14 protein-coding genes are annotated in these 23051 nt (G+C 64.4%); 8 read left to right on the top strand and 6 right to left on the bottom strand.

Translation table 11 applies throughout. From position 1 onward, the window contains the following. Entirely contained in the window at positions 1 to 684 is a 684-nt protein-coding gene (locus HF989_RS06095; RefSeq protein ID WP_168684833.1) for a metallophosphoesterase family protein, read from the top strand. Here the strand turns inward: HF989_RS06095 and metX are convergent. Both metX and HF989_RS06085 read right to left on the bottom strand, forming a co-directional pair. After that, complete coding sequence (gene metX, locus HF989_RS06090; RefSeq protein ID WP_210729054.1) at positions 681 to 1817, bottom strand: homoserine O-acetyltransferase MetX; 1137 nt, start codon at positions 1815 to 1817, stop codon at positions 681 to 683. The genes HF989_RS06095 and metX overlap by 4 nt on opposite strands. Further along, positions 1818 to 3152, bottom strand: a complete 1335-nt coding sequence (locus tag HF989_RS06085) for an O-acetylhomoserine/O-acetylserine sulfhydrylase (protein WP_168684831.1) — start codon at positions 3150 to 3152, stop codon at positions 1818 to 1820. A 135-nt stretch (positions 3153 to 3287) separates the two neighbouring features. On the opposite strand from HF989_RS06085, the gene HF989_RS06080 reads away from it, so the two are divergent. From HF989_RS06080 to ccmA, 3 genes are all read left to right on the top strand, one after another. Beyond that, positions 3288 to 3488 carry a hypothetical protein gene (locus HF989_RS06080; protein ID WP_168684829.1) on the top strand — a complete coding sequence of 67 codons (201 nt, stop codon included), beginning with the start codon at positions 3288 to 3290 and terminating at the stop codon, positions 3486 to 3488. A gap of 280 nt (positions 3489 to 3768) precedes the next feature. Further along, entirely contained in the window at positions 3769 to 5757 is a 1989-nt protein-coding gene (locus HF989_RS06075) for a hypothetical protein (protein WP_168684827.1), read from the top strand. Next, positions 5754 to 6368: a heme ABC exporter ATP-binding protein CcmA gene (ccmA, locus tag HF989_RS06070; RefSeq protein WP_168684825.1), complete on the top strand. Its 615-nt coding sequence runs from the start codon at positions 5754 to 5756 to the stop codon at positions 6366 to 6368. Before HF989_RS06075 ends, ccmA begins: the two co-directional genes overlap by 4 nt. A gap of 616 nt (positions 6369 to 6984) precedes the next feature. On the opposite strand, the gene HF989_RS06065 is transcribed toward ccmA, so the two are convergent. Further along, on the bottom strand, positions 6985 to 9168 hold the full coding sequence (locus tag HF989_RS06065) for an NADP-dependent isocitrate dehydrogenase (RefSeq protein ID WP_168684823.1): 2184 nt from the start codon (positions 9166 to 9168) through the stop codon (positions 6985 to 6987). Between the two features lie 60 nt (positions 9169 to 9228). On the opposite strand from HF989_RS06065, the gene HF989_RS06060 reads away from it, so the two are divergent. From HF989_RS06060 to bsaP, 4 genes are all read left to right on the top strand, one after another. Then, complete coding sequence (locus HF989_RS06060) at positions 9229 to 10152, top strand: exodeoxyribonuclease III (RefSeq protein WP_168684821.1); 924 nt, start codon at positions 9229 to 9231, stop codon at positions 10150 to 10152. Further along, positions 10149 to 10589 carry a hypothetical protein gene (locus HF989_RS06055; RefSeq protein ID WP_168684819.1) on the top strand — a complete coding sequence of 147 codons (441 nt, stop codon included), beginning with the start codon at positions 10149 to 10151 and terminating at the stop codon, positions 10587 to 10589. Before HF989_RS06060 ends, HF989_RS06055 begins: the two co-directional genes overlap by 4 nt. A gap of 93 nt (positions 10590 to 10682) precedes the next feature. Beyond that, positions 10683 to 11747, top strand: a complete 1065-nt coding sequence (bioB, locus tag HF989_RS06050) for a biotin synthase BioB (RefSeq protein WP_168684817.1) — start codon at positions 10683 to 10685, stop codon at positions 11745 to 11747. A gap of 11 nt (positions 11748 to 11758) precedes the next feature. Continuing rightward, positions 11759 to 11962 carry a biotin synthase auxiliary protein BsaP gene (bsaP, locus tag HF989_RS06045; RefSeq protein WP_168684815.1) on the top strand — a complete coding sequence of 68 codons (204 nt, stop codon included), beginning with the start codon at positions 11759 to 11761 and terminating at the stop codon, positions 11960 to 11962. Positions 11963 to 11965: 3 nt separating this feature from the next. Here the strand turns inward: bsaP and HF989_RS06040 are convergent, their stop codons facing one another. Genes HF989_RS06040 through HF989_RS06030 form a run of 3 tightly spaced genes read right to left on the bottom strand, consistent with a single transcriptional unit; the run spans position 11966 to position 23021 of the window. Beyond that, positions 11966 to 13768, bottom strand: coding sequence for an acetyl/propionyl/methylcrotonyl-CoA carboxylase subunit alpha (locus tag HF989_RS06040; protein WP_168684813.1), 1803 nt, complete (start codon positions 13766 to 13768; stop codon positions 11966 to 11968). A 14-nt stretch (positions 13769 to 13782) separates the two neighbouring features. After that, a complete protein-coding gene (locus HF989_RS06035; protein WP_168684811.1) occupies positions 13783 to 13977 on the bottom strand; it encodes a hypothetical protein in 195 nt (64 codons plus the stop codon). An 11-nt stretch (positions 13978 to 13988) separates the two neighbouring features. Next, positions 13989 to 23021, bottom strand: a complete 9033-nt coding sequence (locus tag HF989_RS06030) for a type I polyketide synthase (RefSeq protein ID WP_168684809.1) — start codon at positions 23019 to 23021, stop codon at positions 13989 to 13991. Positions 23022 to 23051: the final 30 nt, after the last annotated feature.

Genomic DNA, 23051 nt, shown 5'->3' with positions numbered 1-23051 from the left:
ATGCCCCACAACGCAGCCGACCCCGTCTTCGCAGCCGACCCCATCCTCGTTGTCGCCGACATCCACCTCGGCCGCAAGCAGCACGGCGACAAGAAGACCGGCCCCGGGATTGACTGGGCGCTGGGCACCCTGCAACGCGGCGCGGAGGCAGGCGCCCGGCACCTGGTGATGCTGGGCGACGTCATCGACCGCAAGCGGTTCACCGACGCGACATACGGCGAGGTCACCCGGTTTTTCGCCCGCGGGCTCGAGCTGTTCGACACCGTCGTGTTCATCGCGGGCAACCACGACGTGCACCACGACCTCACAGCAGTGATTCCGGGCGGCGTGATCGTCGCAAAGCAAGAGCCCCAGACCATTCGGGCAGGAGGGTGGGCGCTGCACACCGCTGCGGTGGAGGTGGACCGGGACCCGCGTCAGCTCGTCTCTAAGTTCCCAGTGCCGGTTGAAGGGGTGCCGAACTTGGGGCTGCTGCATACCTCGGTGACCGGGGAGTACTCAAACAATCCGTGCCTGCCGTGCACCCAGGATGAGCTCGCTGCCTGCGGGTATGACGCCTGGCTGCTCGGGCACGTGCACCAGCAAATCACGCTTTCTAATGCGCCGTTCGTGGGCTGGGTGGGAATGGGCAAGGCCTACCTGGCCGTCGCGGGCGGCGACGGGGTGAGCGTCAGTAACCTCTAAATGTCGTAGGCGCCGCGCTCCGCGGCAACCTCGCGCGCAGAGGGGGTTTCCCGCGTCAGGGTGATGAAGTTGCGCAGGATCCGGTCCATCTGCCGGGCCTCGACCAGGAACGCGTCGTGGCCGACGGGGGAGGACAGCTTCGACATAGCCAGCAGGTTGCCCAGGTTGCGCGACAGGTGCTCCTGCTGGTGGTACGGGTACAAGATGTCCGTGTCCACGCCCACGATCATGGTGGGCACGGTGGAGGAGGCGAGTGCTTTGTTCAGCCCGCCGCGGCCGCGGCCGACGTCGTGGCGGTTGAGGGCTTCGGTGAGGGTGACGTAGCAGGCGGCGTCGAAACGCTCGGTGAGCTTTTTGCCCTGGTGCTCGAGGTAGGACTGGACGGCGAAGCGCTGGCCGTCCTCGCGGAAGGGGCCGAGCGGGTTTTCGCCGGGCTGGGCGGACGTGCCGAAGCGTTCGTCGATTTCTAGCTCGCCGCGGTAGGTCAGGTGCGCGATGCGCCGTGCGGCCGCCAAACCGGCATCCGGCGCCGCGCCTGTGCCGTGGTAATCCCCGCCGCGCCAATCGGGGTCCTGGGTGATCGAGGTGATCTGGGCGGACTGGATGCCGATCTGCCAGGCGCTCGCGCGGGCTGACACCGCCAGGACCAGCGCGTAGTCCACCTGCTCGGGGTAGAGCAGGGTCCACTCCAGGGTGCGCGCGCCGCCCATAGAGCCCCCGATGATCGCGTGCACCCGGCTGATTCCTAGCTGCTCCAAGAACGCCCGCTCAGCGTGCACCATGTCGCGCATGGTGATTGCGGGGAATCGTGAGCCCCACACGCCACCGTCGGGGTGATCGCTGGCCGGGCCCGTGGAGCCGTAGCAGGAGCCCAGTGCGTTGGTGCAGATCACGCACCATTCGTCGGTGTCCAGGGCCTTGCCGGGGCCGACGGCTTCGCACCACCAATCGGCGGCGTCGGAGTCGCCGGTCAGGGCGTGCTCGACTATCAGGATGTTGTTCTTGCCGTGGAGGTCGCCGCGCGGAGCACCCCAGCGTCGATAGGCAATGTGCGCATCCTGAATCACCGCACCGGCTTCGGTGCGCACGTCGCCGATGGCGACGGTGGCCAGCTCGCCCTCCGCAGCCAGCATTTAGACCGCCGCGAAGCCGCGCTCGAGGTCGGCGATGATGTCCTCGATGTCCTCGATGCCGACCGACAGGCGCACCGTGGCCTGCGTGATGCCGGCGCGGGCGAGGCCTGCGGCATCCGACTGCGAGTGCGTCGTGGAGGCCGGGTGGACCACCAGGGAGCGCACGTCGCCGATGTTGGCCAGGTTGGAGTGCAGCTTCAGCGCGTCGATGAACTTCCAGGCCGCGGTCTTGTCGTCCGCATCGCCGGCGATGTCGAAGGAGAGCACCGAACCGGTGTACTTTAGGCCCAGCTTCTCCTGCGTGGCCTTGTACGGCGAGCCGTCCAGGCCTGCGTAATTGACCTTGGCCACCTTGTCGTGGGTGCTCAGGAACTCGGCAACCTTCTTCGCGTTCGCATTATGCTTTTCGACGCGCAACGCCAACGTATCGATACCCTGCAACGCCACCCAGGCATTGAACGGGGAAATGGCTGCACCCGTGTCGCGCAGAAGGCCAGCGCGTGCGCGCAGTGCAAATGCCGGTGCGCCGAGGTCCGCGTACTTCAGGCCGTGGTACGCCGGGTCTGGGACGGTAAACAGCGGGAACACATCCTCGCCGTTGCGCTGGACGGTCCAGTCGAACGTGCCACCGTCCACGATCGCGCCGCCGATGGCCGCGCCGTTGCCGGTGTAGAACTTCGTGGTGGAAAGGACCACGATGTCCGCGCCGAGCTCCAGCGGTCGGACGAGTGCCGCGGTGGCCATGGTGTTGTCCACAATCAGCGGGACCTGGTTGTTGTGGGCCACCTCGGCGATTGCCGGGATGTCCAGCACGTCCGCGATTGGGTTGCCAAAGGTCTCGCCGTAGAACGCCTTCGTGTTCGGCTGCACCGCGGCCTGCCAGCTTTCCGGGTCGTCCGGGTTCTCCACGAACGTGAAGTCGATGCCCAGCTTCGGCAGCGTGTGCTGGAAGAGCGTCTCGGTGCCGCCGTAGAGGCGCGGGGAGGTGACCACGTGATCGCCCGCCTGTGCGAGGGTGAGAATCGCGGCGGTCTCCGCGGCCATGCCGGAGGCGAACGCGGTGGCTGCCACGCCGCCCTCCAGGGAAGCGAGGCGATCCTCCAGCGCGGACTGGGTCGGGTTGGTCAGGCGCGTGTAGATGGGGCCCGCGTCCGAGAGGTTGAAGCGGTTCTCAGCGTGCTGGGCGTCGTCGAAGACGTAGCTGGTGGTCATGTAGATCGGCTGGTTACGTGCGCCGTGATCCTGGTCCACCTGCTGGCCGGCGTGGATGGAGCGGGTGCTGAAAGACCATTCGCTGGGGTTGGAGTTGTCGTACTTCTGCTTCGAGTTCGTCATGGGGTGCAATGTAGTCCGCTTTGTCTGCCGTTGTGTACCAAGCGGTCTACTGCGGGCTGATGTGCAGTGGGTTTATGTGAATATAAACGCGTTGGGAACCGGGGCGGGTGCCGGTGCGTCTGAGTGGGCATGGGGATGGACCGGGAAGATGCACAGGCACTGAGGCACTGGGAGGAACGCAAGGAGGAGCTGCGGGCGGAGCTCGTCGATAAGCGAAGGCTCGCGCACGGCACCTTCCCGGGGCTCCGTGTCGATGGCCTGGGCGTAGCCATGCAGGTCCTTGGCGATCAGGCTGAAGACCTCGGCCAGCTCTGCGTCGTTGGCGACAGGGCCTAACGGTCCGTAGTGTGCTAAATCATACAAAGTAGGTTTTCCTACTTGTGCAACAAAATTTCGGGTTTGATAATTGTCATACGGTGGGAGCCCCTCCGCCGCTGAATATCTGCCGATGGGAGGAATCATGAAAATTCAAAATCGACACCGCATCGGTGGTGTAGTTTGGGCGGGAGCGTCGACCTTTGCTGGCGCGGGTATTGCTGGGGCGAGGACGGCTAACATCGACGGCCACTACTTTCACAACGGCGTTCGTCATGGCTCTACAGCTGTGGGCTAGAGCATGTCTCTTCTGAAATCAGGCCTATTAGCCGTGGGGATATTCGCCACGGCCATTCTGGCGACTACCGTGGCTTTCCTCGGCGCGAGGCTTTACTCAGCGATCGATGGTCACCTGGGTGAGTACGGGGTACAGGTGGAATCAGATCGCACCGCTTCGGAGCGTGCGAGTTTCTATACCGAGCTGGCCGAGTTTGCGCGGAGCAATGACTTCGATATCGCGATTAATTACTCGTCGCTCGCTGTCTCTGGTGGTGAGCAACGAGTCTACTCATCCTCGCTTCCGCCTGACGGCGGTCGGATGCAACGGCCGCGCTTTGAACGTGGGGAAGTTGACATATTTTATCCGCTGGAAGACTTTCCATACTCTGATCCAAGGCAACCTCTCCATATCAAAGGGTCTGCGACGGACGAGCAACACTTGCTGCGGTGGTTAGCCGAACAGGGGCTCGACGCGGAGCCTCTTACCAGTTACTTCTCCGAAATCTTTGCATCTTCGACAATTCCCATTCTGCTGATCCTATCTGTGCTCCTGTGTCTGGTACTAGGCGCGGGCCATGTCCTTGCCCGCTCGCGGGAGGTCGGTGTTCATCGACTGCTTGGGCTCAGCGTCGCAGAAACGACCCGTATTGAAATTCAGCGCCAAAGCGTTGCGCTTACGATCGCCTACCTCGGAAGCCCCCTGATTGTTGCTGGCCTTCTTTATGTCTACAACGGGTGGGCGGAGAGCTGGGTATTTTGGAGAATGTATTTCACGATCAGCGTGATTCTGTCTGTGTGTTTGCTCGTTGGCTACCTAGGTGGGCAGTTTCTGGTTCGCAGGACATCGATACCGCAATCCATCAAGGGCAAGATTCACGCGCGGCCAATGCTATATGCCCTGACTGCAGTCCGCGGAGTGACCCTGGTAGCTGCGCTCAGTGTGGTTGCAACCTTGGTTGGGTTTTCTGCGGAACTCGAGGCGCGTCACCGCTTGCAGGGGATGTGGGATGCGCACCGTGGGCCGCAAGAGTTGGCGTTGAACGTCAACACGGCCTTCGAAGACTGGTCAGATACAGAGACCGCAGCGCCATTCCGGGTTGCCGACGAGGCGGGAGACGTACTCCTCGTTGATCCTTATTGGATTACATGGCCCGTGGAACTAGAGGCACCAGTTCTATTAGCGAACCAGGAATTCGCGCGACAGGCGGGAGTGTCGATGTTGGATGGTGCTGTAGTGACGGTCTGCTCGCCGGGAGAGTTGTCTGTGCACTCGAGAAACGTGATCGAGGATTCGCTCGAGTTCGAGGCCGGCTATGCCAATGAACCAGCGCCCGACATAGAGTGGCGGGACGGTTGCAGCTTAGGCTCGGTATTCACCTATGACGTTAACTACCGTCCGCAGGTCGATAACCCGATTCTCGTCATACTCCCGCGTGGCCTCGCTCCGTTGGGCGACCACAACTTGATGTCAAAGGTATCCCAGCAAGTCCTTCTAACTGTCTCCCCTGACGTGCCTTCGCAAATGTTGAAGGGTGCTACCGGGAACTCACTTGCTTTCTTTAGACCGCGTGAAGACTCATGGCAGGCGAGCATTCGCACCGCCGAGCAGAATGTGGCTCTGTGGGGGCTGAATGGTTTTGCATCAGTCCTGCTTGTGACGGTCTTGGTCGGAGCCACGGTCCTTACTTTTCGCGTCACCTACCGGCGCAAAATCCACGTTGCCTATGTTTGTGGGCGAAGCCCTTGGTGGGTTGCAAAAGAAGCAGTAGCTATCGAAGTTGCATTCTTCCTAGCCACGATTGGTTGGCTGCTTTATAAGGTTCGCGATCATTGGATTCAAGCCGAGAGCCGCGTGCCGTCAACCTGGAGTATCGGGTTTGAAAATCAATGGTCGCCATCCACCATCGTCGCAGTAGTAGGTTTCGGCGCAGTATGGTTCATGGTTTCTGTGGGGTTGATGCTCAAAGCTGCTTCGCGGTGGGATGCAAGAGGAGGTAGGGAACCGCAATGACAATTCAGGTAAGCAACGTATCCTGCGCATTTGGCGAGCGGACGGTTTTGCAAGCTTTCACAGCCACGTTTAGGGCAGGTCGAATCACGGCGCTCACAGGGCCCTCCGGCAGCGGCAAGACAACCTTGCTCAATATGTTAGGCGGACTGACTACGCCGGATTCGGGGACGATCGAGTTCGAAGGGCTCGACATCGCATCCATAAATCCGGGCGCACGTCGCAGATTTCGGCGAGCAAACGTCGGGTACCTGTTTCAAGACTATGGTTTGGTACCCGATCTCTCTGTGATGGAGAATATCAAGATTGCTGTCCCCCGCGTCTCCCGCGAGACGATGGCAGCGGCGCTGACTGAAGTCGGGCTTGGAGGAACTGAAAAGCGAACCGTAAGCGAGCTTTCTGGTGGCGAGCAACAGCGCATTGCTTTGGTAAGACTCATTCTCGCGCAGCCTAGGATTGTGTTAGCTGATGAACCAACCGGGGCCCTCGATGAAGCAAACGCGCAACTCGTCCTTAAATATCTACGTCAATTTGCTCAGGGTGGTGCAGTGGTCGTCGTAGCCACCCATTCTGCGTTTATTTCCAATAATTCAGATGAGGTAGTGGAGCTCTGATGTAGCGGAAAAATATAGCTGGGATCGAGCGTCACCCCTGTACTTGTCGGATGCGCAGTCGTTTTGTGACGCGTAGGCAGCACCCAGCGACTACGGGAGGGGTGGCGTTTGGGGATGGAAGGCGAGACTGGGCTGATCAACGCGGTTGTCTCGGTCGGGCACAGCGCTTCCCAGCCGGCTAACGCCGGTGGCGAGACCTTCCTCGTACCCAAGACGATCCAGGTCACCATGAACGGGCTCGCCATCGCCTGCGCAACGCCGGGGAGGTTGTCGGCTTCGACGCCTCGGAGCCGGAGAGGCGGATCCAACCTAAAACGCGCCCGAGAAGCAAGAAACAGGCAATAAAACATTTCCGCAGGTAAGGGAATTTTTTGAAGAGTTTAAGGGCTGTTTTGGCATCTTTTTCTGGTTACGGAGCAAGAAAGAGTGTGAATGTACGGGGCCAGAAAGAATCGTGCTTCTGATCTGATGTAGGTGGTCTAGTTCCTCGGGTAAGCGTTTGCGGTAAATGGGGCGGAGGTACTGGGCTGGGCGCAGCGCTGCCCAGCCTGACCAAACAAAAAAGGCCGGCGCCGGGGCGCGAAACCCCGGCACCGGCCGGTTTTATATCAGCGAGCTACTTCTCCAGTGCGTCGATGATCTTGTTGAAGGTTGCGGACGGGCGCATAACCGCCGCGGTCTTCTCCTCGTCCGGCCAGTAGTAGCCGCCGAGGTCGGCAGCGGAACCCTGGGCGTCCAGGAGCTCCTTGTCAATCACGTCGGCGTTGTCGCGCAGATCCTTTGCGATCGGGCCGAAGATCTCAGCCAGCTCAGCGTCCTCGGACTGGGCTGCCAGCGCCTCTGCCCAGTAGAGGGCGAGCCAGAAGTGGGAGCCGCGGTCGTCGATCTCGCCGACCTTGCGCGACGGGGACTTGCCTTCGTCGAGCAGCTTCTCGGTGGCCTGGTCCAGAGCGGCGGCGAGAACGCCGGCCTTCTCGTTGCCGTTCGTGTTCTTTTCGTGGCGGAAGGACTCGGCCAGCGCGAGGTACTCGCCGAGGGAGTCCCAACGCAGGTGGTTTTCCTCCTCAACCTGCTGGACGTGCTTCGGGGCGGAGCCGCCAGCACCGGTCTCGAACAGGCCGCCGCCAGCCATCAGCGGAACGACGGAGAGCATCTTCGCGGAGGTGCCCAGCTCGAGGATCGGGAACAGGTCCGTGTTGTAGTCACGCAGCACGTTGCCGGTCACGGAGATGGTGTCCTCGCCGCGGCGGATGCGCTCCACGGAGGTCTTGGTGGCCTCGACCGGGGAGGCGATGGAGATGTCCAGGCCCTCGGTGTCGTGGTCGGCCAGGTACTTGTTCACCAGCTCGATCAGGTTGCGGTCGTGTGCGCGCTCCTCGTCCAGCCAGAAGATGGTCTTCATGCCGGACAGGCGTGCGCGGTTGACGGCCAGCTTCACCCAGTCCTGGATCGGGGCATCCTTGGTTTGGCAGGCGCGCCAGATGTCGCCGGCCTCCACGTCGTGCTCGATCAGTACATCGCCTGCGGAGTTCACAACCTGGACCTTGCCGTCAGCCGGGATCTTGAAGGTCTTGTCGTGGGAGCCGTACTCCTCAGCCTTCTTGGCCATCAGGCCCACGTTCGGGACGGTGCCCATGGTGGTCGGGTCGTACGCGCCGTTTTCGCGGCAGTCGTCGATGACTGTCTGGTACACGCCGGCGTAGGAGGAGTCCGGGATGACGGCCAGGGTGTCCTGCTCCTGGTCGTCCGCGTTCCACATGTGGCCGGAGGTGCGGATCATCGCAGGCATGGACGCGTCGATGATCACGTCGGACGGCACGTGCAGGTTGGTGATGCCCTTGGAGGAGTTCACCTGCGCCAGGGCCGGGCCGTCCTGCAGCGCCTTGTCGAAGGCGGCGCGGATCTCCTCGCCGTTGTCCAGCGAAGCCAGGCCGTCGTAAATCGCGCCCAAGCCGTTCTCGCCGTCAAGGCCGGCTGCCAGCAGTTCCTCGCCGTACTTGTCGTAGACGTCCTTGAAGTACGCGCGCACGACGTGGCCGAAGATGATCGGGTCGGAGACCTTCATCATGGTGGCCTTCAGGTGCGCGGAGAAGAGCACCCCTTCGTCCTTGGCTCGCTTCACGGCATCCAGCAGGAAGGCGTCGAGCGCCTTGGCGGACATGTAGGTGCCGTCGATGACCTCGCCCTTTTCCACCTTCAGGCCGTCCTTGAGCACCTGCTCGCCGTCTGCGGTGACGAGCTTGATGGTCAGCGTGTCCGCCTCCGGCATGATCACGGATTGCTCGTTGTGGCGGAAGTCGCCAGAGTCCATCGTCGCCACGTTGGTCTTCGAGTCGGAGGACCATTCGCCCATGGAGTGCGGGTGCTTCTTGGTGTAGTTCTTCACGGCCTCCGGGGCGCGGCGGTCGGAGTTGCCCTCGCGCAGCACCGGGTTCACAGCGGAGCCCTTGACGGCGTCGTACTTCTCCTGCGCGTCCTCGTAATCCGGGATGTCAAAGCCGGCGGCCTGCAGCTCGGTGATGGCCTTCTTCAGCTGCACCAGGGAAGCGGAGATATTCGGCAGTTTGATGATGTTGGCGTCCGGGGTCTTTGCCAGCTCACCGAGCTGCGCGAGCGCGTCGTCGACCTTCTTGTCACCGAGGCGGTCGGGGAACTGCGCCAAGATGCGGCCAGCCAGCGAAATGTCGGCGGTATCCACGTCAATGCCGGCGCGGGACGCGAACGCCTCCACGATCGGCTTGAGGGAGTACGTCGCCAACAGCGGCGCTTCGTCGGTGCGGGTCCAAATGATCTTCGCCATAATGCTCCTCAGGTTTAAGGTGTCTGACTTCAGCCAACCAGACTACTAGGGTCGTCACACATGAGTCTCACTATCGCGTCGGTCAACGTCAACGGCATTCGCGCCGCCACCAAAATCCGCAACGAGGACAACCCGGGCATGCTGGCCTGGCTTACCGAAACTCCGGCCGACGTGGTGCTGATGCAGGAGGTGCGCGCCACGGAGAAGCAGTCGCGTGAGGCCCTGGCACCCGCCCTCGAGCAGGGGTGGCACCTCGCCGTCGCGCCCGCGGAGAGCCCCGGCGCGAAGGGGCGCGCTGGCGTGGGTATCCTCTCGCGCACTCCGCTTAACGACGTCACCTTCGGCATCCCCGCCTTCGAGGATGCCGGGCGCTTCATCGCGGCCACGCTCCCCGGCGGCACCCGCGTCGGCTCCCTGTATCTGCCGTCCGGCTCCGCGGGCACGGCGAAGCAGGACGAGAAGTACCGCTTCCTGGACGAGTTCGAGCCCATGCTGGAGCAGTGGGCGGGGGAGTACCCGGACATGGTCGTCGGCGGGGACTGGAACATCTGCCACCGCCGCGAGGACCTGAAAAACTGGAAGACCAACACCAAGAAGTCCGGGTTCCTGCCCCATGAGCGCGCGTTCATGGACGCCGTGTTCGGCACCTTCCCGGACGAGCAGCCGCAGGACGCGGAGGCGAAGGCCGATCCGGTGGGGGCGGGCGCTGTGGAGTACGCGGCCGATAGGCGTCGAGAAGCAAGCAGCTCCCCGAGGTGGTTCGACGTGGCCCGCAGGCTACAGCCGGAGGACGCGCCGTACACCTGGTGGACGTTCCGCGGCCAGGCCTTTAACAACAACGCGGGCTGGCGCATCGACGTCCAAGCGGCCACCGAGAACATGCTGCGGCGCGCGGAACGCACCTGGGTGGACAAGGCGCCGGCGGTGGAGCAGCGGTGGTCTGACCACTCGCCGCTGCTGGTGGAGTACCGTGAAGAAGTGTGAACAAGGTTAAATTCGCTGTAATTGTGGCGCCGGTCACGCTGCTGGTCGCATGTTCACACGACGCCAATACGCTCGACGACGCGCTCGACGGGAGATCCAACACCGCGACCGTGGATCTGGCTGAGGCGTATCCGTCCGCCAGAAGCTTGTTTGTCGTCTGCACTAGCGACGACGCTGCGGTGAGCGACGTCTTTGGCAGGGACGTCCTGGACGAGCCGGAAGACGATGAGAATTGGATGATCCAGCAGCGCTTCGACAGCGCCATCCTCACCGAGGCGTACAAGCGCGACGAGGTGGACTTGTGCGGGGACAATCACGACGAGATCGGCGAGGTGACCAAGGAGGAGCTCGACTTCGAGCACCGCGACGGCACGTGGACCCTAGTTGGGGAGCGGGGCGTTGACGTGCAGGATCTCACCCGGATCCCGGTGGAATGACACAATCCGGGCCATTTAGCTGAACGCCGTTCAATAACCGGTTACACTGACTCTCGCTTGTGAAGTGGAACACGAAGAACGGAGTGCAGCACCATGACTGACATCCTTGAAATCGCACGGGAGAAGGCTCTGGAGAAGGGCGAAGGCCTGAACAAAGAGGAGCTCGTGCAGATCCTCAACATCGAGGACGAGCGCCTGCCGGAACTGCTGGACCTCGCCCACCAGGTGCGAATCAAGCACTGCGGCGTGGACGTGTCGCTGGAGGGCATCATCTCCCTGAAAACCGGCGGTTGCCCCGAGGACTGCCACTTCTGCTCCCAGTCGGGTTTGTTCGAGTCCCCGGTGCGCGCGGTTACGCTGGACATCAACGAGCTGGTCGAGGCCGCGAAGCAGTCCGAGAAGATGGGCGCGTCTGAGTTCTGCATCGTCGCCGCGGTGAAGGGGCCGACCCAGCAGCTGCTCGACCAGGTCGCCGAGGCCGTGACCGCCATCCAGGACGAGGTGGACATCTCCATCTCCGCGTCCCTGGGCATCCTCACCCGCGACCAAGCGCACCAGCTGGCCAAGATGGGCGTGTCCCGCTACAACCACAACTTTGAAACCGCCGAGAGCTTCTTCCCCAACGTGGTGACCACCCACACCTGGCAAGAGCGCAAGGACACCCTGGAGAACGTCCTGGCAGAGGGCATGGAGACCTGCTGCGGCGGCATCATCGGTCTGGGCGAGAGCATCGAGCAGCGCGCCGAGTTCGCCGTCCAGCTTGCGGAGATCCAGCCGCACGAGGTGCCGATGAACTTCCTCGACCCGCGCCCCGGCACCCCGTTCGCCGACCGTCCGCTGGTGCCGCAGGGCGAGGCCCTTCGCGCGGTGGCGGCCTTCCGCCTGGCGATGCCGGCGACCCAGCTGCGCTTCGCCGGCGGCACCGAGCTCGCGCTTGGCGACGACGGTACCGAGGCCGGCCTCATGGGCGGCGCCAACGCGATCATCGGCGGCAACTACCTGACCACGTTCGGCCGCCCGATGGAGAAGGACCGCGACGCGGTGGACCGCGTGATGGAAGGCGGCGCCCGCCCGGGGCTGAACCTGAACATCACCCCGGTGGGCCAGAAGCAGAACTCCGGCCACGGCGTGCTCTACGACACCATCAAGTCGCTGTAGTCTTCCGCCTGATGAAGATCCCCGACAACACCGATCTCGCCGACGCCGTCTTGTCGGGCGAAATCGCCTGGCCGCTCGACCCGGCCAGGCCCTACGACGCACCGCGCATCTGCCCGCTGTGCGGCCGGCGCATGGTGGTAAAAATCAGCCCGATGTCGTGGGAGGCGGCCTGCTCCCGCCATGGGCTGCTGCGCTCCGAGTGGTTGGAGAAGTAGCGGCTACTCGGAGTCGGTGATGTCGAGCAGTGCCGCGCCCTTATCCACGTGGCTGCCGGCCTCCACGGCGAGGTTCTTCACCACACCGCTCTTGTGGGCCTTGACCGGGTTTTCCATCTTCATGGCCTCGAGGATGACCACGATGTCGCCGGCTTCCACCCGGGCGCCTTCGGTGACCTCGGACTTGACCACGGTGCCCTGCATCGGCGCAGTCAAGGTGTCTGCGCTGGCAGCGCCCTTGCCGTAACCCTTGCCGCCGGACCCGCCGCTACGGGAGCGGCGTTTGCGGTCGCGGCGGGTCAGGGCCGAAGCCCCCAGAAGCAACGACTCCGGCAGCGTGACCTCGATCGATCGGCCGTTGACCCCGACCGAGACAGTGCGACGGCGCGCTTCGTCCTGGTCACCGTCTGCGCCAGCGCCGTCGGACTCGTAGGGTGCGACGTCCGGGTCCCATTCCTCTTCGATCCAGCGGGTGTAAACAGCGAATTGGGTGGCGTCGCCGGTGAAGGCGTCATCGTTAAGCATGCGCTGGTGGAAGGGGATGATGGTCGGCACGCCTTCGACCCGGAATTCGGCGAGGGCGCGCTTGGCGCGGGCGATGGCCTGGTCACGTGTTTCGCCGCGAACGATGAGTTTGGCCAACATCGAGTCGAACTGGCCGCCGATGGTGGAGCCTGCGCGGATGCCGGAGTCGACGCGCACGCCGGGGCCTGCGGGTTCGATGTAGGCGGTGGCGGTGCCGGGCATGGGCATGAAGTTGGTGCCGGCGTCTTCGGCGGTGATGCGGAACTCGAAGGCGTGGCCGGTGGGCTCCAGATCGGCGTCGAAACGCAGCGGCTCGCCGGCGGCGATGCGGAACTGCTCGATGACAAGATCCACACCGGTGGTTTCTTCGGTGACGGGGTGCTCGACCTGGAGGCGGGTGTTGACCTCAAGGAAGGAGATCAGCCCGTCAGCACCGACGAGATATTCCACGGTGCCAACGCCCACGTAGCCTGCTCGCTTCGCAATCGCTTTAGCGGACTCGTGGATGCGTTCGCGCTGCTCATCGGTGAGATATGGGGCGGGGGCTTCCTCGATGAGCTTTTGGAACCTGCGCTGCACGGAGCAGTCGCGGGTGCCAGCGACGATGACGTTGCCGTGCGTATCCGCCAGCACCTGTGCTTCAACGTGGCGGGCGCGGTCGAGGTAGCGTTCCACGAAGCACTCGCCACGGCCGAACGCTGCTTTGGCTTCGCGGGTGGCGGACTCGAACAGTTCGCGGATCTCGCCACGCGTGCGGGCGACCTTCATACCGCGGCCGCCACCACCGTACGCCGCCTTGATAGCTACCGGTAGGCCGTGGTTGTCGGCGAATGCGACCACATCGTCGGCGCTGTCTACCGGGTCCTTTGTGCCCGGCACCAGTGGGGCGTCGACCTCTTCAGCGATGCGTCGGGCAGTGACCTTGTCGCCAAGCGCGTCGATGGCCCGCGGCGGCGGTCCGATCCAGGTCAGCCCCTCGTCAATGACGCGCCGGGCGAACTCGGCGTTTTCCGCCAAGAAGCCGTAGCCGGGGTGGACGGCGTCCGCACCGCTGTCGCGGCAAGCCTTGAGCACTTTGTCGATATCCAGATAGCTTTGCGACGACGTCTCGCCACCGATCCCAATCGCCTCATCCGCCATTTCGGTGTAGGGCGCGTCCTTGTCGGGGTCGGCGTAGATCGCCACGGAGGCAAGGCCTGCGTCGCGGGCTGCGCGGATGATACGGACCGCGATCTCGCCGCGGTTGGCGACGAGGACTTTGCGGAACGGAAAGTCATGCATATGTGCGGTCCTTTCTAAAAGTAGGTGACGTTGCCGATGGTTGGCTGGCCGAACGCATCGCCGAACATGTTGTCTTCGTAGGCAGCACCGGCGCCGGCCTCAGCAGCGGAGGTGGCCTGCCAGGTTTGGGCCTCGGCGAGCACGGTGGTCAGCGCTGCCAGTTCGTCGTGGGACAGCGACGTGTCGTCGGTACGAAACAGTGGTGTCATGGTGACTCTCCTTAAACGGTCGGGGTCGCGATCGGGTACGTGCCGTCGGCGTTGAGACGGGCGTCGGGGTTGAGCAGGAGTGCGATCTCGTCGGCGTGGTCGTCGATACCAGTGAAGCGGCGGTTCTCCACCTGGGTGAAGAGGTCGGCGCGGCCGATCATCCCGGCCTCGAGTCGGCTTGCGCCCTGGGCGAGGCGTCCGGTGGCGCGCTCACGCCAGGCGTCGGCGTCGCGGTTGTCGCGTGTCAGTGCGGCTTCGAACACACCCGGGTGGCCCAGCACGACGAGCGCGCCGACGTGGCCGAAACCGAGCGAGGTCAGGGCCGCCGCCTTCACGTTGCCGGCTCCGAGAGCGAGCGGGGAGCGCAGCCACACCAGGTTGGTTGCCTTCGACTCGATGAGAGGGTCGACGCAGTCCAGTGAGGCGTTCGGCGGGAGGTCGCCGGTTGTCAGGACGTCGAGGAGTCCGCCGGTCTGCAGCAGCGCCGCACCTGCCTTGGAGTGACCGGTGAGGGTCTTCTGCGAGATGACGTACATCGGTGCATCCGGGTCGCGGCCAACGGCCGGCCATAGCACGGAGTGCAGTTCGGACTCGTTCGGATCGTTGGCGTTGGTGGAGGTGTCGTGCTTGGACAAGACGGTGACATCATCAGGCGTGAGTCCCAGCGAGGACAGGGATCGGGCCAGGCGCGAGTCGGTACCGCCGCAGGCCGCCGCCAGCACGCCGAGGCCTGGTGCCGGGATGGAGGTGTGTGCACCGTCGCCGAAGCTGGAGGCGTACGCGACCACTGCCAGCACCGGCAGGCCGAGCTCGGCGGCGAGGGTGCCGCGGGCGAGCAGGACCGTGCCGCCGCCTTCGGCTTCGAGGAAGCCGCCGCGTCGACGGTCGTTGGCGCGTGAGATGAAGCGGCCGTCGATACCTTGTGCCGTCATCTTGGCGGTTTCGGCGGTGGCGTTCATGTCGCCGAAGCCCTGGAGGGATTCGACCTGGACGTCGTCGATACCACCGGCGACGACAAAGTCGGCCTTGCCCAGCGCAATCTTGTCCACCGCTTCTTCGATGCTGACTGCGGCGGTGGCGCACGCGCCGACCGGGTGGATCATGGAGCCGTAGCCGCCGACAAGCGCCTGCATGGTGTGCGCGGCTACCACGTTGGGCAGCGCTTCCTGCAGGATGTCAGTCTGGCGTTCCTCGCCGATGAAGCGGGAGACGAACACCTTGTGCAGCGATTCCATGCCGCCAATACCGGTGCCTTGGGTGGTGGCGATGAAGGATGGGTGCACCTTCTGCAGGAGCTCCGCCGGGGTGAAGCCGGCGTTGATGAACGCGTCGACGGCGGTGACCAGGTTCCAGGCGGCCATGCGGTCCATGCCGTCGGCCATCTGGGCGGGGATGCCCCACTTGGTCGGGTCGAACCCGTCCGGCATCTGGCCAGCGACGGTGCGCGACAAGGTGGCCTTCTTCGGCACGTGTGCCAGGGCACCGGCGTGGCGTGTCACACTCCATTCGCCGTCGATCTGGCGGATAGTGGTCTTCTCACCGTCGCCTTCCACGTATGCAAGTGCTTCTTCTTCCGTGGTCACGGTAAACGTGATGTCGCGGTCGAGGTAGACCTGCTCAAGGTCGATGGAGCCTTGGTCGGTGAGGAAGTACTTGTCCGTCAGCGTGCGGATGCCGCTGCGTGCGATGACGTCGTCGCGGAAGCGTTCGTAGATGTCCTCCTCGGCAACCTCCGCGCCGTCTTCGTCGTACCAGGCCGGGTTCGGGTCCTCGGACCAGGTGATCAGGCCCATCATCCACGCCAGTTCTAGGACGCCGGCTGCAGTGAGGTCGACCTCGCCGGTGCGCGTGATGCCGTATTCGGCTTGGCGGCGGGTGCGTCCGGAGCCCCAGCTGGATACTTCGCCGATGCCGACGACAACCACCATGTCGTCCAGCGAGCAGGTGACATCGCCCACGCTCGCCGGTGCGGGTTGGCGCGGGGTAGGGACGTTTGGCAGTGCGCGCACCGTGGCGCCATTGCTTGTCGGCGACTCCGTGCCCGCCGCATCCACACGTGCATTCCGTGCCAGATCGGCGATGGACACGCCTGCGTCCTCGAGCCCGCCAGTGAGGTCGAGATCCAGCGGGGACTGCTTCGCCTGCTCACGGGATTCCTCGGTGACCAGGCCTAGCAGCTGCGTGGAGATCTCCTTCGGGCTCCACACGTGAATACCTGCGGCCTGTGCCGCCGGGACGAGGCCGTCGTTGCCTCCCATCAGGTGCGTGCCGGCAACCCAGCCGATGCGGGCCTGCGCCAGGGTGACACCGTCCGGCCAGCCGGTTTCCGCGGACCACTTGTTCACAATCGCGTCGAAGGCAGCCTTGACCTCGCCGTAGGCGCCGTCGCCACCGAACGTGCCGCGGTTCGGCGAGCCCGGCAGAACGATGTGAGCGCGCTCGGCAGGGAAGTTATCGCCGCGCTGCGCCAGGTCGGACAGGCCGGCGATGGCGCGCTCCACCGACCAAAGCAGCAGGCGGGCCTGCGTTTCGGCGTTGCCGCCGACCTCTGCAAGCGAGCCGGACACCGGCGGTGCGGCGAACGGGAAGGCAAGCGTCGGCGTGAGGGCCGGTTTGATGATCTTGACGTCCTTGCCAACGGTTTCCTTCTGCTCGGAGCCGATCCACTCGATGAGCGCATCGATGTCGCGGTAGGACGACAGGTTCGTCGGCACTAGCCACAGGCGCGCGCCCACGGACGCGTGCTCGGCGAAGAGGGTGCGGGCGAATTCCTTGCGCGCCTGGCTGACGTTGGATGCGGTCATGATGACCGTCGCACCGCCTGCGAGCAGGCGTTCCACCACTGCGGTGGCGATGGAACCCGGCGCGGCTCCGGTGACTAAGGCGACGTCGTCTGCGTACGGCTCGTTCGCGTCGGCGATGGCGGCTGCTGCGATCTCGCCGAGTGCCTTGCGACGATCACCTTCCACGCGCTTGGCGTACCATTCGGCCTGCTTTGCCACGGTGGAGCCGGTGCCAGCGAAGCGCTGTGGTGCGAGGTCGATCTCGCCGAAGGCGACGCGTGCGAGGTCTTCGCGGGCTTGGGCCCAGCGGTCGTCGAAAAGCACTGCCTTGCGCTCGTCGAAGACTGGGGTGACCTGCTTGACCCAGCCGGAGCCGAGTTCTGCCTCGATCGTTTCCACGATCGTGGTGTCCGGTGCGGGGATTTCCGCGACCTCGTCTTCGATGCCGAGCTTGTTCAGCAGCATGCGGGCGGTGGCCACCAGGGTGTCGGTGACTTCGTCCTTGTAGGCGTCGAGCGCGGCCGAATCCACCACGCCGCCGCCGGAGGAACCACCGCTGGTCGCCTGGGAGACTGCAACGCCGTAGCGTGCGGCGACGTTTTGTACCGCCTGGTCGATCAGTGCCGTGATCTCCGCCTTGGTCGTGGCCGACGGCAGGCTGTTGAGCGAACCGCCGCGCACCGATTCCTCGGTGCGGCTGCCCAGCAGGATCTCGGCTTCGACGTGCGCGGTCCAGGATGCGGGCAGGCTCCACGCGGCTGCGAGGTGCTCGCCGACAAACGCTGGCTTCAGGCCTGCGCCGCCGAAGAGTTGGCGCAGGCGGGTGCCCACGGCCTCGGACAGGACCGCGCCGAACGGGGTGTAGCCTGGCGCGGCGGTGTTCACGCGCGTGTTCAGCGTGGCCACGTCGGCTTCCGCTGCGCCGTCGATGGCGGGCACGCCGAGCTCGGCGGACATGTCCATGAGCAGCTGGTTGCGTCGCGACGACACCCCGCCGGTGAGCTCCTCAATCGTGTCCGAATCATTGATCTGCTCGGGACGGATCTTGTTCTGTAGTGCGAACAGCACGGTGATCGCATCGGCTGCGGTGAAGGGAAGGTCGGACGCGGGCGTGCCGGAGGCCGGTGCAGCCGGTGCTGGCGCTGCCGGTGCGGCGGGTGCTGCGGGTGCAGCCTCGGCGGCTGGTCGCGGTGCGGATTCGGCTGCTGGGGCCGGTTCGGCGTCTGCTTCGGCCGGGGTGTCGTCGACAAGCACAGGCTCCGGCGCGGACACCGCGTCGTTGAGCATGACGATGTCCTGGCTTGCCTCAACGTTGAAGACTGGCACGTGGATGCCGATGACATCCATCTCGCGCTTGGTCAGGTTGGTCAACGTCGGCGAGGACGCAAGGCCAACCTCAATGACCTGGTCAACGCGACCAAGCAGGTAGTCCTGCGTTTCAATCCAGCGCACAGGCGAGGCGAACTGCCACGCCAGCAACTCGATAAGCAGCGTGCGTGCGAGCGTGTTGCGTTCGGTGTTCTCCGGCGTCATGCCCTTGAGACGCTCGGACGGGACCTCGTCGGTGACGGCGTCGATGAACTCCTGCGTCAGCGCGAACGGCTTGGCCACCAGGTTCGGGATGTAGCGATCCACCAGCGTATCCACGTCGATGATTGCCGGCATGTGCTCGTCGAGCTTCTCGGCGAAGTCCGCAACGCCCTCGCGCAGCACGCGCGAGTGGAACGGAACGTCCACACCAGGGACCGTGACGTAGGCACGCGGCGTGACCGAGTTAGCCTTGCGCTCCAGGGCGGCAAGGCCGCGCTTCGTGCCCGCGACGGAGTACTGCTGGCCCTTGATGTTGTAGTTGACAATCTCCAAGAACTCGCCGGAATCCTGCGCAACACCAGCGACGTAAGCCTCGACCTCTTCTGGGCCGACACCGATCATGTTCGGGCGCAGTGCACCCATGCCGTAGTCGGAGTTGCCCTCCGCATCGCGCGGTACCAGGGAGCCCATGGCGGAGCCGCGCGAGTACACGATGTCGATGACAGCTTCCAGACCAAAGATATTGCCCAGGGCTGCAAGCGCGGTGTATTCACCGAGCGAGTGGCCTGCAAAGTACGCGCCGGGGGCCAACGCGTTGGCCTCGTTCAGGCGCTGGGTCTGGGCGTAGGCGACAACCGCCATGGCCACCTGGGTGAACTGGGTCAGGTGCAGCACGCCGTCCGGGTGCTTGAACTCCACACCGCGGATAACCAGACGCGACGGGTTGTCCTCCACAATGCGCTGGATGGAGAACCCGTGGGTCTCGCGCGTGTGGCGGTCTGCGCGGCGCCACACCTCGCGCGCGACAGCCGAGGCTGCGCGGTCGCCGTTGCCCATGCCCTGGGTCTGAATGCCCTGGCCCGGGTAGATGTAGGCGGTGCGCGGCTGGGCCAGAAGCGCCTGACCCCGTGAGACGACGTCGCCGGTGATGCGGCAGGTCACCTCAAGGGCCTGCTGGATGCCGACGCGGCCGACGCGCTCGACGGTGATCTCTACCTCGTCATCAAGCTGCACCATGCCGTACATGGAGTAGGTCCAGCCGACGACCTGGCCGTGGCCGGCGGCAAGGTGCTGCGCGGTGGCAGACAGCCACATGCCGTGCACCAGCGGCGCATCCAGGTTGACCAGGGCGGCAGCGTTGGCGGAGGTGTGAATCGGGTTGTAGTCGCCGGAGACCAGAGCAAACGGGGTCATGTCCGACGGTGCGCGCACCACGGTGCGGTCCATGAACGAACGCGGGGTCGGCTCAACCTGCTCGCTTGCTGCGCCACCACCGTAGGCCGGTGCCGGGACCGGCGTTGCAGTACCGGTGGCGCGACCACGGATGGCAAAGCGCTGCATCTGGGTTGCCACAACCTCGTTGCCGGAGCGCAGCTCCAACTCGACGGTGACAATGCGGCCAGAGGTGGACTCGGCAATCGAGGTGCACTTGGAGGTCACGTCGATGCGCCGGCCATCTGCAAGCTCGGTAAGCGGGACGCGCAGGTCGATGACGTGATCCAGGTGGACGGCGTTGAGCAGGCCTTCGATCACCGGCGTGCCGTCAGCCAACTTGCCGGAGCCCAGCGCTGCGTAGATCGCCGGCCAGCAGGGGCCAACCAGCACGTCTGGCGTGCCCACCACAGCGTTGTCGGCCACAGCGCCGCCGGTGACCGCAGAGTGCGATGCCAAAAGGGAAGCGGGCAGCGTAAACGACGAGCGCGCCACACCAAAAGGCGCGTCCTCAGTCGGTGCCTCGATCTGCGGGATCTCAGTAATCGTGTCGCCGGCTTCGCTGACCGAACCGACACCAGCCAGGCCAGACAGCAGCTCGAAGACGCTGTCAGACAGGCGATCGCCGTCCACAATCGGGGAGGCACCCGTGCCCGCACCGGCAGGGATCTCGACCGGGATGTTCACCTCACGCACGTAGAACGGACGCTGGTCGTCCGGCAGGTGGTCCCACGCGGAATCAGCGTGGATTCGGATCGTCCACTCGCGCTCACCAGCCGTGTTGGTGGTTGCCTCCACGTCGAAGGCGTCCTCGTCCAGCGCGTATGCAGGGTTGGCCATCAGGTGGCCGTGCCACACCAAGGTCGGGCAGGAGCGCAGATACGCGGCCTCGTCGGCGGCGTCGCTACGCCGAGCGAAGCGGGATTCGGCGGTGGCGCCGTCGTCGATAAGCATCTGCGTCGCGGCATCCTCAAAACGTGCCAGCAACTGCGCAACCGGCTCGTTCTTACGCGTAATACCAGTAACCGCAACCGGGCCCGGGATAATGCGCACCTGGTCAGCGGTGTAGCGCTCATCCTGTGCCTGCCACAAGGTGTCCTTGCCAAACCAGGACTTCAGATCCGCATCAAGTGCTGGCACCCACGGCATCGGCTTCGGGTAGGCATAGTGCAGACCGATCCACCACGCCGCATCGCGCGGGGAAACCACGACCTCGCGCGCCTGCGGGTAGTGCTGCAGCAAGGTGCTGAGACCATCGCGCGGGGAGATCTCGACATCGTCGGGGAAGAGGGTCGGGATCTCGCCATGGTCGGCCTCGTTCAGACGTGCCTCGATGCGCTGGAGCAACGCAACAAAGCGCGCGTTCCAGGTCTGGTCGATAAACGGATCGGCGAGCTCGACGAAGCGCTCGACCCACTCGGCGTACGTCATCGTCTCCACGTCGCCGAAGTACGGCTTCGCCGTCTTCGACAGTGCCTCGATGATCTCCTCGCGGTGCGCCGGGTACTCCTCAATATCCAACGAGGCGATGAACCGTGCCGCCTTGGCAAAGGAGTTGTCCAGGTCGTGCAAGTCCGCCAGCAGGTGCGATTGCGACGACGCCACACCCGCCACGCCGCGACCGCGGCCGACCCAACCGCCGTTGTTCTCCGGCGGCAGGCCAGGTGTGTCCACGAGCAGCTGCTTGACCGAATCCGTGGCTTTCGCCTCCTTCGTGGCCATAGCCACGGTGCCGACGAACACTCCATCCACCGGCATCGCAGGCAAACCGAACTTCTCAGACCAACGGCCCGTAATCAGCTCCGCGGCACGCTCCGGCGAGTACACGCCACCGCCGACGGTGAGCACCGCGTTGTCGTGCGCGCGGATCTCGGGGTAGGTCTCCAACAGCATGTCCTCCAGATCAACCCAGGAGTGGTGGCCGCCAGCGTGGCCGTCCTCCACCATCAAGATGACCTGGTCGTCCGGGTTCGCCGCAGCGATTGCGAGCGCGTTGCGGATCTGCTGCGTTGTACCGGGCTTGAGCGCAATGTAAGGGAAGCCATCCTGGTGCAGCTGCGCGAACAGTTCTGTGGCCTCGTCGACGTCCGGAATGCCCGCGGAGATACACACGCCGCTAAACGGAGCACCAGCAGCGCGGGCCTTCGGCACCATGCGCGTTTGGCCGAATTGCAGGTTCCACAGGAAGCGGTCGAAGAACATGGTGTTGAACTGCGCGGTGCGACCAGGCTGCAAAAACGCCTTGAGGTTGGCGGTGTGCTTGCCAAACTCCTCCTCGGAGTACATGCCGCCACCGGCAAGTTCCGCCCAGTAGCCGGCGTTGGCAGCGGCGGCGACAATCTCGCCGTCCGCGGACGTTGGGGTCATGCCACCCAGGATGATCGGGGACAGACCAGTTAGCGACGAGAACTTCGTCTGCGTGTACGTCTTGCCATCCGGCAGCGCGATCACTCGTGGCGCGTAGGCCGAGTAGTCCACGCCCTGCGGCAACTCAGCGCCCGGGCGTGCAAGCTCGTCGCGCTTCGCGGCGGTGGACGCGTCCAACACAGCGACGCCGGAGCCGTTGGCCAAGTTGGTCGCAATCGTCGCCGTAGCCGTATCAAACGTGAAAATGTGGCTCGCGCCCTGGGCAATCAGGTCGCGCACGGTTTCGGTGAAGTCGAACCGGTCCACCAAAATTGATTGCGCAAGTTCACGGGGAGTGGTGGTTTCAAAGGTGATGCCGCACGCGTCCGCCCACTGCTGCGCCAACTCCACACCGGGGGCGTTCGTGTCCACGTGGAAGGGGTACGCAACATCAAGCGAGTCGAACACCGGCGTGATTTCGGATCCGCCGTACTCCACTTCCAACTTGGCGTTGTAGCTGCTCGCAGCCGCTTCGATGTCCTTGCGTGCCTGCGTGAGCGCCTCCGGGCTGCCAGACAGCACCACGTGGCGGTGCCCATTGATCACGCTGATAGGAGCCGCTTGCGTATCGACGACAAACTCACCGACCTGCTCAGGCGTCAGCCCACGAACCGAAAGCATCCGGCTGCGCGAGTCGGCGCCACCGTACACGTTGGTTGCGGCAGCACCCATGATGAAGGCGAACGCAAGAGCTTTCTCCGCAGCCTGTTGGCCGTTGGCGCGATTGAGCGCGGCGGCGCCCAAGATGCCCTGGGAGTGTCCAGCGAACAGTGCGTCGGTGGTGTCGAGCCCGAGCTGTTCGAGATCTTCCGCGGCAACAATCTGCGACAGCAGAATCGCCGGTGCATTGACCGCGGGCAGGGCGTCGATCGCCTCGTGCGAGGTGTCCGCATCCATCGCGTCGCGAATACGCTGCACAACTCCTGGCACGACTGAGGCCAAAGGGCGGGCAACAGCGGCGGTGAGGGACTGGGCGTCGTTAAGAAGCTGTTCCATGCGGAAACGTGCCACAGGAGTCGCGGCAGCATCAGCGAGCGCCTGCTGCCAGGAAGAACCCTGCCCCGGGAACAGGATTGCGGGACGCTTCAGGGAAGAAAAAGAGGTGGAATTCATAACAGTGTCCTTATGGTCCTTTGCATCGGA

Origin of the sequence: Corynebacterium mucifaciens, assembly GCF_012396315.1 — a bacterium.
GTDB lineage: Bacteria > Actinomycetota > Actinomycetes > Mycobacteriales > Mycobacteriaceae > Corynebacterium > Corynebacterium mucifaciens.
This window is presented reverse-complemented; position numbering and strand designations above follow the sequence as displayed.